The 11348-nt window shown below is 40.8% G+C and carries 18 protein-coding genes; 11 read left to right on the forward strand and 7 right to left on the reverse strand.

What is annotated here, in order from left to right:
• Positions 1 to 6: 6 nt before the first annotated feature.
• From yidD to H153_RS0106135, 4 genes are all read right to left on the reverse strand, one after another.
• Complete coding sequence (gene yidD, locus H153_RS10090) at positions 7 to 216, reverse strand: membrane protein insertion efficiency factor YidD (protein WP_081638834.1); 210 nt, start codon at positions 214 to 216, stop codon at positions 7 to 9.
• A 6-nt stretch (positions 217 to 222) separates the two neighbouring features.
• A complete protein-coding gene (gene rnpA / locus H153_RS0106125; RefSeq protein WP_022847261.1) occupies positions 223 to 585 on the reverse strand; it encodes a ribonuclease P protein component in 363 nt (120 codons plus the stop codon).
• On the reverse strand, positions 570 to 731 hold the full coding sequence (rpmH, locus tag H153_RS0106130) for a 50S ribosomal protein L34 (RefSeq protein ID WP_022847262.1): 162 nt from the start codon (positions 729 to 731) through the stop codon (positions 570 to 572). The genes rnpA and rpmH overlap by 16 nt, the downstream gene beginning before the upstream one ends.
• 94 nt (positions 732 to 825) lie before the next feature.
• Complete coding sequence (locus tag H153_RS0106135; RefSeq protein WP_022847263.1) at positions 826 to 2415, reverse strand: PEP/pyruvate-binding domain-containing protein; 1590 nt, start codon at positions 2413 to 2415, stop codon at positions 826 to 828.
• A gap of 125 nt (positions 2416 to 2540) precedes the next feature.
• Here H153_RS0106135 and H153_RS0106140 point away from each other — a divergent pair, with 125 nt between their 5' ends.
• From H153_RS0106140 to rplI, 7 genes are read left to right on the forward strand one after another with little or no spacing between them, the layout of a single operon-like run.
• Positions 2541 to 3137, forward strand: a complete 597-nt coding sequence (locus H153_RS0106140; RefSeq protein ID WP_022847264.1) for a 50S ribosomal protein L25 — start codon at positions 2541 to 2543, stop codon at positions 3135 to 3137.
• Between the two features lie 2 nt (positions 3138 to 3139).
• A complete protein-coding gene (gene pth, locus H153_RS0106145) occupies positions 3140 to 3700 on the forward strand; it encodes an aminoacyl-tRNA hydrolase (RefSeq protein ID WP_022847265.1) in 561 nt (186 codons plus the stop codon).
• Positions 3701 to 3719: 19 nt separating this feature from the next.
• On the forward strand, positions 3720 to 4076 hold the full coding sequence (gene rpsF, locus H153_RS0106150) for a 30S ribosomal protein S6 (RefSeq protein ID WP_022847266.1): 357 nt from the start codon (positions 3720 to 3722) through the stop codon (positions 4074 to 4076).
• Entirely contained in the window at positions 4069 to 4446 is a 378-nt protein-coding gene (gene ssb, locus H153_RS0106155; protein ID WP_022847267.1) for a single-stranded DNA-binding protein, read from the forward strand. The genes rpsF and ssb overlap by 8 nt, the downstream gene beginning before the upstream one ends.
• Positions 4447 to 4457: 11 nt before the next feature.
• Positions 4458 to 4691: a 30S ribosomal protein S18 gene (rpsR, locus tag H153_RS0106160; RefSeq protein ID WP_022847268.1), complete on the forward strand. Its 234-nt coding sequence runs from the start codon at positions 4458 to 4460 to the stop codon at positions 4689 to 4691.
• Complete coding sequence (locus H153_RS0106165; RefSeq protein ID WP_022847269.1) at positions 4691 to 5485, forward strand: hypothetical protein; 795 nt, start codon at positions 4691 to 4693, stop codon at positions 5483 to 5485. Before rpsR ends, H153_RS0106165 begins: the two co-directional genes overlap by 1 nt.
• Positions 5482 to 5940: a 50S ribosomal protein L9 gene (gene rplI, locus H153_RS0106170; RefSeq protein ID WP_022847270.1), complete on the forward strand. Its 459-nt coding sequence runs from the start codon at positions 5482 to 5484 to the stop codon at positions 5938 to 5940. Before H153_RS0106165 ends, rplI begins: the two co-directional genes overlap by 4 nt.
• Here rplI and H153_RS0106175 read toward each other — a convergent pair whose 3' ends face one another.
• Positions 5941 to 6603 (reverse strand): endonuclease III domain-containing protein, encoded by a 663-nt coding sequence (locus tag H153_RS0106175; protein WP_022847271.1) that lies wholly within the window; start codon positions 6601 to 6603, stop codon positions 5941 to 5943.
• A gap of 181 nt (positions 6604 to 6784) precedes the next feature.
• On the opposite strand from H153_RS0106175, the gene rimP reads away from it, so the two are divergent.
• The 4 genes from rimP to H153_RS0106195 all read left to right on the forward strand — a co-directional run bounded on the left by rimP (position 6785) and on the right by H153_RS0106195 (position 10087).
• Positions 6785 to 7276 carry a ribosome maturation factor RimP gene (rimP, locus tag H153_RS0106180; protein WP_022847272.1) on the forward strand — a complete coding sequence of 164 codons (492 nt, stop codon included), beginning with the start codon at positions 6785 to 6787 and terminating at the stop codon, positions 7274 to 7276.
• 14 nt (positions 7277 to 7290) lie between these two features.
• Entirely contained in the window at positions 7291 to 8418 is a 1128-nt protein-coding gene (nusA, locus tag H153_RS0106185; protein WP_022847273.1) for a transcription termination factor NusA, read from the forward strand.
• Position 8419: 1 nt separating this feature from the next.
• On the forward strand, positions 8420 to 8953 hold the full coding sequence (locus tag H153_RS09490) for a YlxR family protein (protein WP_040371607.1): 534 nt from the start codon (positions 8420 to 8422) through the stop codon (positions 8951 to 8953).
• A gap of 159 nt (positions 8954 to 9112) precedes the next feature.
• Complete coding sequence (locus H153_RS0106195; protein ID WP_022847275.1) at positions 9113 to 10087, forward strand: PfkB family carbohydrate kinase; 975 nt, start codon at positions 9113 to 9115, stop codon at positions 10085 to 10087.
• 1 nt (position 10088) lies between these two features.
• On the opposite strand, the gene H153_RS0106200 is transcribed toward H153_RS0106195, so the two are convergent.
• Both H153_RS0106200 and fsa read right to left on the reverse strand, forming a co-directional pair.
• Positions 10089 to 10643 (reverse strand): hypothetical protein, encoded by a 555-nt coding sequence (locus H153_RS0106200; protein WP_022847276.1) that lies wholly within the window; start codon positions 10641 to 10643, stop codon positions 10089 to 10091.
• Between the two features lie 14 nt (positions 10644 to 10657).
• On the reverse strand, positions 10658 to 11320 hold the full coding sequence (gene fsa, locus H153_RS0106205) for a fructose-6-phosphate aldolase (RefSeq protein ID WP_022847277.1): 663 nt from the start codon (positions 11318 to 11320) through the stop codon (positions 10658 to 10660).
• Positions 11321 to 11348 lie beyond the last annotated feature (28 nt).

Below are 11348 nucleotides of genomic sequence, written 5' to 3' on the forward strand. Positions count from 1 at the left end.
CAAATTTTATGGATAATCAACACCGCCCGACGAAAAAGGATTGCATCTCAAAATGCGCCAAAGGGCCTTCAAAACACCTTTAAAAATTCCATACTTTTCTATCGCAAGAATAGCATAATCAGAACATGTTGGATAATAACGACAGCTTTTAGGTAAAACGGGCGAAATAAACCTTTTATAACCTTTTATAATTTCTATTAGCACTCTCTTAACCATTATTCATCAATCCTTTAAAATACCGGCTTTCGAAGCAAGTTTTAAAAAATCTTCCTCTACTTCACGGTAAGAAGCACCATTCATACCTTTTTTTGCTATAAAAACTATATCACAGGGAAGGAGTCTGTGTTTGTTAAGCCTGAAAACTTCCCTCATTAAACGCTTCGCTCTGTTCCTATCAACCGCTCTTTTTGAAAAACGTTTTGAAGCTATAAAACCAGCCCTTGGCTTTCCGCTTTCCTTCAAAATAAAATAAAGAGCCATGGTGGAACCACCCAGGCTCTTCCCAGATTCAAAAACATATTTAAAATCACGACTCTTTCTTACCCTATCCTCACGGGAAAAGGTAAAAGTTATCTTCTTCTCCACTCGTCACTTACCGTAAGCTTCTTACGGCCCTTCTTCCTTCTTCTTCTGAGAATCTCTCTTCCAGTCTTACTCTTCATTCGAGCTCTAAAACCATGAACTCTCTTTCCGTGTATTCTACTCGGCTGATAAGTCCTCTTTGTTGACAATTTGCACCTCCTAAAACTCTAAATAGACAAACCTATCGGAATTTAAGATTTTGTAGAAGGAAATTATATGCAACCTTTCCGTTTTGTCAAAAAGTCAAATACGCTCCTCCAACTTTAGAAACCGACGGGCCATCTTTAACATCAGTCTCTTTTCTTCAGAAGCCACTACCTTCTTTATATACGCTATCTCATCAGGATGAACCGCTATAAAATCAAAACCGGAACGAATAAGTTCTCTTATAAGGGAAAGGTTTGGAGAAAGCAGTGTATCCCCGCTGACAAAAAGTTTTCCATAGTTACCTTTAAAAACACTACCGGTTACAAATGGTGTCTCTTCCTTGCAAAAAGATGGAACATCGGGCGGAATCTTAACGCTGGGAGAAGAAGCAGTCCACACATTTGTAAAACCTTTATTCCTTGCCTCTTTAACTGTTTTCAGCACTGCTTCTTCCTCTACATTTACTATAACCGGCTTTGGAAAGGCCGTTTCCGCTGTCTCAAGCAAAACTCTCTCAAAAATCTCTCTGTTAACGCCACCGATATTGAAGAATATCCCGTCACAAGGGAGGAAACTTAAGGTTCTGGCAACGTCAACATCTGTTGCTTCCGCAAAAACCTTAACACCAGTAGGATAAAAAGGAACTTCTTCAAGAACAGATATCTTTCTCAGCAGCTCTTTTTTTTCTTTGATTCCAACAGCACAAACATCTGTAAAATAGGAATCGCCCCCTCTCGAAATAACAAAATCGAGCCTTATAGCTCTACTAAAATTTTTCTCTACGGAAAGGGCAAATTTGGCAAGTGTCAACACCTCCTCATCGGAGAGACTTGCCATCAAAGCTCTATCATCGGATATTTCTGCCTCTGTAATATTTCCGGTTTCAGAATCTATAGAAAGCTCTGTGTACTTTCTGACAATCTCTTTCTTTATCCTCCAGAATTCAAAGGTTTCCCTGTCAACCCTATATTTATCAAGGTTGAGCTTGTTACCCTTTATATATCCACATATACCCCAGCTCGATTCAATTATCACCGTGTTATCACCGGTAAGAGGATCAGAAGAGTACAGGAATCCCGAACTCCTTGCATCTATCATTTCAGAAACAATCGCCGTATCCTCCATCTCTTCAATAATCTGCAAAACGGCTCTTTTCAGCTTTCCTAAAGATCCGATGTTGAAAAAAGTTACCCTCCCCTCTTTTTTCCCCGTTTTAGCAATAAACCTTTCAGCCCCCGACTTTTCCTTTAAAAGGTAAAAACCTCTCTCTATCTCTTCCTCAGAAGCCCCGGGAAAAACCACAATTCCGGCAGGTACCGGTGCTCCACTTGCAACAAGAATCCCAAAATCAAAAATCTCATCAGCCCTTTTAATAGAAACTATCTCTTCTATAAAGGCCACGTTTTTTAAACCTGTCCTTAAAGTTAAAAGCTCTTTAACCCTCTCCATAGAAACCGGAACCCTTATGAGAGAAAGACGTCTGACTATAGACTCGTGAACCCTTTTTATTTCGTCATCTAAGTTCGCAGACTCTAAATTGGGTAAATCTTCTATTCTTATAACGGCTTGCCCGGCATAAAATAGAAGGGTTATTATTCTCTGAGACGTATGATAAAACTCTGTCTGGACATGAAAATCACCGGCAGGCGTTTTTACATTTGTATTTAGACTCCGTATTCCTTCCATATTTTCCTCCAGCTTTAATAAAGAATATACCATACAATCAACAACAGCTTTTACCCCTTGACAAATTGCCAATTTGAATGTAAATATTGCGTGCTTTCCCGCAAAAATTTTTTCAGGAGGTAAGAATGGAGACAGTAAAGTTGGAGGCTACCCGCAGAGAAAAGACAGGCAAAGGGGTAGCAAGGAAGTTACGCAGGGAAGGCCTCCTTCCAGCAATTATCTACGGCGGAGGGAGACCGGAAGCAACACCAATCGCAATAAAAGCGAGCGACCTGAAAAAACTTAAACACCACTCAGGTCTTATCAACATCAACATCGAGGGTGACGAAAGGATCTGCATTCTCAAAGAGATTCAGTACAACTACCTCGGCGATGTACCAATCCATGTGGACTTCCATGAAGTAACGTTCGGCGAAACAATCGTAACGACAGTAGAACTTGAATTTGTAGGAACACCTATTGGCGTTAAAGAAGAAAATGGAGTCCTCGAAATCTTCTTCAGAGAAGTTGAAATTGAAACACTTCCAAGAAACATTCCAGAAAAACTGGTTATAGATATCTCTAACCTGCACGCAGGCGATGCCCTCCACATCAGCGATATACCTGTCCCTGAAGGTGTAAAGATTCTTGAAGACCCGGAAACGGCAGTTGTTGTTGTTTCTGAAACAGAAGAGGTAACACCGGAAGAGGGTGAAGAAGAAACTGAAGAGGCAGCAGAATAACGATGATTAGACTCATCGTTGGGCTTGGAAATCCCGGGAAAGAGTACGCATTAACAAGGCACAACATAGGATGGTGGGTGCTCGACCGGGTTGCAGAAAGGTTCAACGAAGAATTTTCGAGAGAAAAATTTAAAGGTATCGTCGCGGAAATTCCCGGCACACACGGGAAGGTAACGCTCCTAAAGCCGTTAACGTTTATGAACAGGAGCGGCGAAAGCGTAATTGAGGCCGCTAAGTTTTACAAGCTCAAGCCGGAAGAGATATTAGTCGTTTCCGACGACTTAGATATGCCTGTCGGAAAAGTTAGAATGAGACTTAAGGGAAAGCACGGCGGGCATAGAGGTTTAATGTCAATAGAAAAGCACCTTGGAACGGATAACTTTCCAAGGCTAAAGATAGGTATCGGAAGACCGGCAAGAAAAGAAGAAGTTGTAAACTATGTACTGCAGCCATTTACTGAAGAGCAACTACCTGTGACTGAACAGGCAGTTGAGAAAGCGGCAGACTGGATAGCAGAAATTATTGAAGGGAAACCCGCAGAAGCTAAAAGTGCGAGCTTCTAACCTACAAAGGAGGTAAAGAATGAGAGAATACTACTATGAAACAGTTTACATACTCAGACCAACTCTTTCAGATGAAGAGATAGAAAAAGCCATAGAGAAGGTAAACAACGCCGTTGAGAAGTACAATGGAAAGGTGCTTCACATAGATAAGTGGGGCAAGAAGCAGCTTGCATATCCAATCAATGACTACCAAATGGGATACTATGTTCTCATTCACGCTTACACAAATGATAGAAACTTCGTGAAGAATCTTGAAAACTTCTTCAGAATAAACGAAGATGTAATAAGATTTCTCTCTTTTAGAATCAAACCTTCAGAAGTAAAAGGACTCAAGAAAGAAGAAGCTAAATCCGATTCTGAGGCAAACAATGGCTAATTTAAACAAGGTTTTTCTTGCCGGAAGGCTTACAAGGGATCCGGAGCTCCAGCACACAAACTCTGGAACACCCTTTACAAGATTCACCATAGCAGTAAACCGCAGCTACAGAGACAGAAACGGCAACTGGCAGGAAGAGACCTCCTTTATTGACATCGTTGTGTGGGGAGATGCTGCAGACAGGGCCGTAAGCAGATTCAACAAAGGAACGGAAATTTTAGTTGAAGGCAGACTCCGTCAATCCAGCTGGGAAACCGACTCAGGCGAGAAACGTTCTAAAATTGAAGTTGTTGCAGATAGAGTTCAGCTCCTTAGCCAACCTTCAGGTAAAGGTGAGGAAACAACAGACATAGACGACATTGAATTTTAAGGAGGTTTAAAATGGCAGAACAAAGAAGATTTATCAGGAGAAGGAAGTACTGTAAATTCTGTGCACAAAAAATTGAACATATAGATTACAAAAACGTTGAACTTCTCAAACCTTTCATCAGTGAAAGAGGAAGAATTATTCCAAAAAGAATTTCTGGCGTATGTTCAAAGCATCAAAGACAGCTTGCAAAGGCTGTAAAAAGGGCAAGACACCTCGCACTACTACCATTTGTTAAAGTGGACTGATGAGAAACGTCAGGATATCCTTAATACTTTTTGCTCTTACATGCATAGCCGGAGTGGCAATGGGCAATGATGTCTTTGCCGCTTTCGGCTGGGGTTTATCACTCTTCATTCCCGTAACCCTGTTCATGGGAATTGAAAGAGAAGGGTTTGTTTTCCCTGGCATAGCAACTTTAACAGGAATAGGAATAGTCTGGCTAACAGGTGGATGGGAAACGGCTCTGAACGTAGCTGAAATGGTAGTACCCGGCTATATTACGTGGTTCTTGCTTAAAAAGGACATGAAAGGAGAAAGGCTTTCTCTGCTCCTTACAATGTACTTTTACCTTATCTCCATAGGCGAAGATTTCTTTTTCGGGCCACCTCAAGACATAGAGCCTATAAAAGCAATAATCCCTTTTAGATGGGGACTCTACTTTTACACTTCGGCACTCTTTGCCGTAATCATAATAGGCACGATAGTGCTTGTAGCTAAAAGAGATATTGAGTTTAAACGGATAAACTTTGGTGTAATTCCAGTAATACTGTTCATATTAAGCGGTATAGCAGCTGTTTTTAAACCGCTTCCCGCCATACAGATAGCTGGAGCAAACGCACTTATAGCAACGTGCGGCTTTTTCCTCATACAGGGATTTGCCGTAGTAGCAGGCATAATGGAAAGATGGCGACCTCTAAGCAGAATTATCACCTTTTTTATAGCCATACTTTTCCCGTTAGCAGCACTGGTTATAATAACACTCGCAGGATTGTTCGACTTCTGGTTTGACTTTAGAAAACTTAAAGGAGGGTTGCAATGAAAGTAATCCTGATTCAGGATATGGAAAATCTTGGAAAGGTGGGCGACATTGTTGAAGTAAAAGACGGGTACGGCAGAAACTACCTTATACCTCAAGGTATCGCCCTTCCTGCCACAGACTCAAATATAAGAAAAGTAAAGAATGAACTTAACGCGCTCAAGAAAAAGGCTGCCAAGCAGTTAGGGAAATTTAAGGAGCTTGCTGAGAAACTCTCTTCCGTGAGAGTAACGATAAAGCACGAAGCCGGTGAAGAAGGAAAGCTTTTCGGCTCAGTTACAACATCTCAAATCGAAAAAGCCCTTCACGAAGCTGGATACGAAGACATCGAGAAGAAACAGATTATCCTTGAAAAACCGATCAGAGAAACGGGCACCTACGACGTCAAGATCCACCTCTTCCAGGACATCGAAGCCACAATTACCGTTGATGTTGTCCCTCTAAAAAAAGAACAATAATCACCGGTGGCTGCCCTCCGCAGCCACCTTTCTATAAAACACACACATGGCTTTTAAAGAACAATCCTTGCAGGAAGGTTTCTTCTTACAAAATTCCTTACACTGCCTGACAATAAGTGCGTGAAATTCCCCAAAAAGCTCTGCATCTGACGGAAGGCAAACTTCAACCATTTCCCTTAAAACATCATAATCAACCTTTTCAGAGTCAATTTTTCCTAAACGGAAAAGGAGCCTTTTTGTATAAGCATCAACCACAAATATCGGCTTTTTAAACGCATAAAGAATCATTGAATCTGCCGTCTCTTTCCCAATACCCTTAATGGAAAGCAGTTTTTCTCTTAAGTCATAAAGGGAAAGTCGGGACAGTTTTTCAATCCCACCACCATTGAGAATAAACGATGAAAATGCCTTTAACCGTTCTGCCTTCTGGTTATAAAAACCCGCAGGCCTTATAAGCTCTTTCAATCTTCCATCAGACACCTTAATGATAGCTTCCGGTGATAAAAGATTTTCTTTTTTCAGATTTGCAATAGCTTTCTCAACATTGCTCCATGCAGTATTTTGAGTAAGAATAGCACCAATACAAACTTCAAACTCCGTATCAGCAGGCCACCAGTACTGCGGTCCAAAACATTTTAAAAGACGGTTAAAGATCTCTCTCATCAAAGCCACCCCTTATTCTCATATTCCAATACCAAATTGATTGCTAAAACGACCTTTCTGCCCTAAATTTATACAGAGCGGTTAAGAGCTGTCTGTGTTCATCGCATTCATATTCCGTGTGAAGAGCGGGTGCCTTGCCCGCTCCTTTTTATTTGCCCCCAACCAAATTTAGGAGTGAACCATGAATGAGGAAAGAGTATCTAAACTTATAGAAAAAGTAAAAGAACTCTTGCTTCCAATACTGGAAGAGGGAAACTTTGAATTAGTTGATATAGAGTTTGTTAGAGAACCGATAGGCTGGGTACTGAGAATATACGCCGATAGAGAAAACGGTGGAATTACCATTTCCGACTGCCAGTGGATAAGCGAAAGGATTGGAACGATACTTGACGTCGAAGACCTGATACACCACCCCTATAACCTTGAGGTATCCTCACCGGGCCTTGATAGACCCTTAAAAAAACAGAAAGACTTTGAGAAACAGATTGGAAACGTCGTCAAAATAAAGACGACAGAACCTCTCGATAATCAGAGAAACTTCAAAGGTGAAATACTCTCTGCAGATGACAAAGGCGTAACCATTCATGATGTATCAAGGAACACCGAAGTAGAAATACCTTTTGAAAAGATCAAGACTGCCAAGCTTGATCTTGACTCTCTTTTCAACAAGTGAATAAGGAGGAACTAATGGAAAGCCTTGGAAAAACCATAGAGATGCTCTGCAAAGAGAAGGGTATATCAAAAGAGGATGTAATAGCAGCCGTTAAAACAGGAATAATAAACGCTGCAAAGAAGGCAGGATACAGAGGCAACCTTGTCGTTAAAATAGACGAGGATGGCAAGGATTTTGGCATATATCAGGAAAAAGAGATTGTGGAAAAGGTAGAAAATCCTGATTACCAGATAACACCAGAAGAAGCCGAAGAGATAACGGGAGAAAAGAAAAGCACAGGCGACAAGGTCTTAGTAGAAATAAAAGCTGAAGAGCTTGGAAGAATAGCAGCAAAGGCAGCTGCACAGGTTATCCATGAAAAGATAACAGAGGCAGAGAGAAAGGCACTCTACGACTACTACAAAGAGAAAATCGGCGACATTATCTCCGGAACAGTAAAACAGATAATGAGAAATGGTGACATTGTAATAGACCTTGGAAGGGTTATAGGTATTCTTCCCAGGGAAGAACAGATATCAAAAGAGCGTTACCGTTTAGGCGAAAGAGTAAGAGCCTACATATATGACATTGTTTTTGACTACAGGCAGTATAAAAAGAGAGGAAAAAGCAGGATAGGTGATTATCCGCCACCCTACGTAATCCTCTCAAGAACACATCCAAAGTTTCTGAAAAGACTTATGGAAATAGAGATACCTGAAGTGGCAGAAGGGTTAGTAGAGATAAAGGCCGTTGCAAGAGAACCGGGAATAAGGGCAAAAGTTGCCGTTGACACAAAGGAAGAGCACATAGACCCTGTAGGTGCCTGCATCGGCGTTAAAGGCAGCAGAATTCTGCCGGTCTCAAGAGAACTTTCCGGCGAAAAGATAGAGATAATCAGGTGGACTGACGACATAGCAGAGCTTGTGGCCAGAGCGCTATCACCGGCGAAGGTTCTCCATGCAGAAAGTTATGAAGATGAGGATGGAGAACTTAGAGTAGAAGTCGTAGTACCGGATGACCAGCTCTCACTGGCAATAGGAAAACACGGTGTTAACGCAAGACTTGCCTCAAAACTTGTAGGACAGATAGTCGGTATTGACATAATCAAGGAATCTGACTTTAAGAAAATACAGGAGCTTGAATCACTTGAAACAGAAGAGTAAGATGCCAGAAAGAACATGTGCAGGTTGTAGAAAGAAAGGCGAAAAAGAAGAGTTTATACGATTTATAACGTTTGAAGGTAAACCCCTTCCAGATATTAAAGGAACATTACCTGGAAGGGGTTTTAATGTCTGTCCCGACAGAGAATGTATTAAAAAATTTGTGAAGAAACAGTTCAAGGGAAAGATTGAACCAGAAGAAGTTGCTAAAGAAACGATAAAACAGCTAAAAAACTATCTCCTCTCTCTCCTTTCCATGGCCCACAAATCAAGAATAACAATAGTTGGTCAGGATAATATAAAAAAAGCAAAACCCGAAACTGGCACGCTGTTTATTTCAAGAAACTTAAGCAGAAAAACCGCTGAAAGTCTCAAAAAGTACGGGACAACAGTTATAGACAGTATTTTCACCAGCGGAGAGATAGGAAATGCCTTAAAAAAAGAGACAGAAATAGGAGTCGTTTTTGTAGAATCTATAGGGGTTGGCAAAAAAGTGGAAAATATTGCTTCAAAATTAAACAAACTCATAAAAGAATAAAACAATATTAGCATGGAGAAAGTGGAGAGATTTTTTATCCTCATCCAGTCCCCCCTCACATAAATTCTTCCCGATAATTCTCTTCACAACTTAAACTCCTTCCACATATCAACTCTTCTGTGATAAACTCAAGTAATAATACTCCTTACGGAGGAAAAGGTGAAAAGAGACATCTTGGCTTTCGGTTCCATCGTCATAGATAACCTGATGATAGTTGATAAATTCGCGGCCCTTAACGAAACAGTACCCGTTAAAAAATACCGCTACACGTACGGAGGTGCCGGGGCAAATGTCGCCGTTGCAGCAACGAGGCTTGGTGTCAAAAGTGGCCTGTTTGCAGTTTCCGGCTACGATTTCAAAAAGATGAACTACGAAAAGTGTTTAACAGAACAAGGGGTTGACGTAAGAGGCGTAATAAGAACTACCGAATTTCCGATGGCGAGAAGTTTTATATTGAGCAAGGAAGAGAGTGAGGATCAAATTCTCTACTACTACGAAAGCAAAAAAGCGGTGGCAAGACTCCTTTTCCACAACATCCACCTTGCAGAATCACTCGCCAGAGAGTACAGGATACTACACTTTTCGACAGGACATTTTGAATTTTACAGGCGATTTTTAAAAAAGTACAAAGGAAAACAGTTAATCAGCTTTGATCCAGGACAGGAAACATTTTCCTACCCATACAGAGTCATAAGACTCCTGAAATACTGTCATCTCCTCTTCATGAACAACCACGAGGCAAAAAGGATAAAAGAAATTTTAAAACTTAAAAGCATCAGAGAGATAAAAGGACCTTCACTGATCTGTATATCTTTAGGCGCACAGGGGTCAATAATTCTATTTAAAGGTCAGGTTTTCAGAATACCTGCCGTTAAATCTTCAAGGGCTGTTGATCCAACAGGTGCTGGAGATTCACACAGGGCCGGTTTTCTGACAGCTCTCTTAAAAGGCTACGACATAGAAACAGCCGGCAGGATAGCTTCAACTGTAGCATCTTTTACTATAGAAGCAGAAGGTGCTCAAACGAGTCTTCCAACGTGGGATAAAGTTGTAAGGAGGTATGAACACTTCTTTAAAGAACCCCTGCCAGAACCGAGCAAATCGTGGGAAGAAACTCTTAAAAGTTTGAGTTAAGCTACTCCCGCCCCTCCTTCAATCTTGTCAAAAACTCTTCAACGCTGTCGGATGGATCAAGTTCCGTCGTTGAAAGATCCCACCTTATGTTTGATTTAACTTTGTAATCTAACTGTATCTCAAAATTTGAAAGTATCTCTTCAATCCTGGTTAGAACCTTTACCTTTGATTCAAGGTTTTTATCCAGAATGTAAATAATGCCTATTGAATAATCGTCAAAGAGAAAGAGAGTATCCGTAGGCCTTATGTGACTATCAATATAGTTAATAATAATATCCCTGAGTTCCTGATAGTTGCCAAGATGAAACTTAATCCTTATCCCTAAAACCGTCTTATTCCTTTCAAAAGACATCCTTTTTATAAGTCTGCTCAGCCGATATTTTATGAACTTTTCCTTGGGAACAACTGTCGAGATATCTATAAGATCCTGATACGATTCAAGGGTTTTGGCAAGGATTAGAACAGCCTCTTCAAATTCTTCTAACTTTGATATCCCTTCTTTAAATAGTTCCCTCGCCTCCCCTATATACTGCTTCAGAGCATCTGCTTCTATCACCATCTCCCCCAAAATCACTTAAAAATAGATTCTCTGTCAGGTACCTTAGCCCAGTCCTCAAGGAACCTCTCTATCCCTATGTCTGTTAAAGGATGTTTCGCAAGCTGAGCAATCACTTTAAACGGAATTGTTGCAATATCTGCACCGATGAGAGCAGCTTCAAGGACATGTTTTGGATGCCTGATACTTGCAACGATTATTTCTGTCGTAAATCCGTAATTCCCATATATTTCAACAATCTGGGATATCAGTTCCATGCCATCATGCCCGATGTCATCAAGCCTTCCAACAAAAGGTGAAACATAAGTAGCACCAGCTTTTGCCGCTAAAAGTGCCTGAAGAGGTGAAAAGACAAGCGTAACGTTTGTTTTTATTCCTTCTTCAGATAAAACCTTAACAGCTTTTAAGCCTTCCGTAGTCATTGGTATTTTAATTACAACATTGTCACCAAGTTTTGCAAGCTGTCTTGCTTCATCAATCATACCTTTTGAATCAAGACTAACAACTTCAAGGCTCACAGGTCCATCAACAAGCTCAAGAATTTCTCTTGCAACTTCCCTAAAAGGTCTTCCCGTTTTCGAAATCAGCGTTGGATTCGTGGTAACACCATCTATAAGACCAAGCTCCACAGCTTCCTTTATTTCCTTAACATCTGCAGTATCAATAAAAAACTTCATATGACCTCCCGATTTAAAGTTGCCGGTG

Source organism: Desulfurobacterium sp. TC5-1, assembly GCF_000421485.1.
Lineage (GTDB): Bacteria > Aquificota > Aquificia > Desulfurobacteriales > Desulfurobacteriaceae > Desulfurobacterium_A.

Excerpts from the sequence above, each read along its gene's own strand:
- yidD (WP_081638834.1), bottom strand. The coding sequence starts at position 216 with ATGGTTAAGAGAGTGCTAATAGAAATTATAAAAGGTTATAAAAGGTTT.
- rpsF (WP_022847266.1), top strand. The coding sequence starts at position 3,720 with ATGAGAGAATACTACTATGAAACAGTTTACATACTCAGACCAACTCTT.
- H153_RS0106135 (WP_022847263.1), bottom strand. The coding sequence starts at position 2,415 with ATGGAAGGAATACGGAGTCTAAATACAAATGTAAAAACGCCTGCCGGT.
- H153_RS0106140 (WP_022847264.1), top strand. The coding sequence starts at position 2,541 with ATGGAGACAGTAAAGTTGGAGGCTACCCGCAGAGAAAAGACAGGCAAA.
- fsa (WP_022847277.1), bottom strand. The coding sequence starts at position 11,320 with ATGAAGTTTTTTATTGATACTGCAGATGTTAAGGAAATAAAGGAAGCT.
- rplI (WP_022847270.1), top strand. The coding sequence starts at position 5,482 with ATGAAAGTAATCCTGATTCAGGATATGGAAAATCTTGGAAAGGTGGGC.
- rimP (WP_022847272.1), top strand. The coding sequence starts at position 6,785 with ATGAATGAGGAAAGAGTATCTAAACTTATAGAAAAAGTAAAAGAACTC.
- H153_RS0106175 (WP_022847271.1), bottom strand. The coding sequence starts at position 6,603 with ATGAGAGAGATCTTTAACCGTCTTTTAAAATGTTTTGGACCGCAGTAC.
- H153_RS0106165 (WP_022847269.1), top strand. The coding sequence starts at position 4,691 with ATGAGAAACGTCAGGATATCCTTAATACTTTTTGCTCTTACATGCATA.
- ssb (WP_022847267.1), top strand. The coding sequence starts at position 4,069 with ATGGCTAATTTAAACAAGGTTTTTCTTGCCGGAAGGCTTACAAGGGAT.
- rpsR (WP_022847268.1), top strand. The coding sequence starts at position 4,458 with ATGGCAGAACAAAGAAGATTTATCAGGAGAAGGAAGTACTGTAAATTC.
- H153_RS09490 (WP_040371607.1), top strand. The coding sequence starts at position 8,420 with ATGCCAGAAAGAACATGTGCAGGTTGTAGAAAGAAAGGCGAAAAAGAA.
- pth (WP_022847265.1), top strand. The coding sequence starts at position 3,140 with ATGATTAGACTCATCGTTGGGCTTGGAAATCCCGGGAAAGAGTACGCA.
- nusA (WP_022847273.1), top strand. The coding sequence starts at position 7,291 with ATGGAAAGCCTTGGAAAAACCATAGAGATGCTCTGCAAAGAGAAGGGT.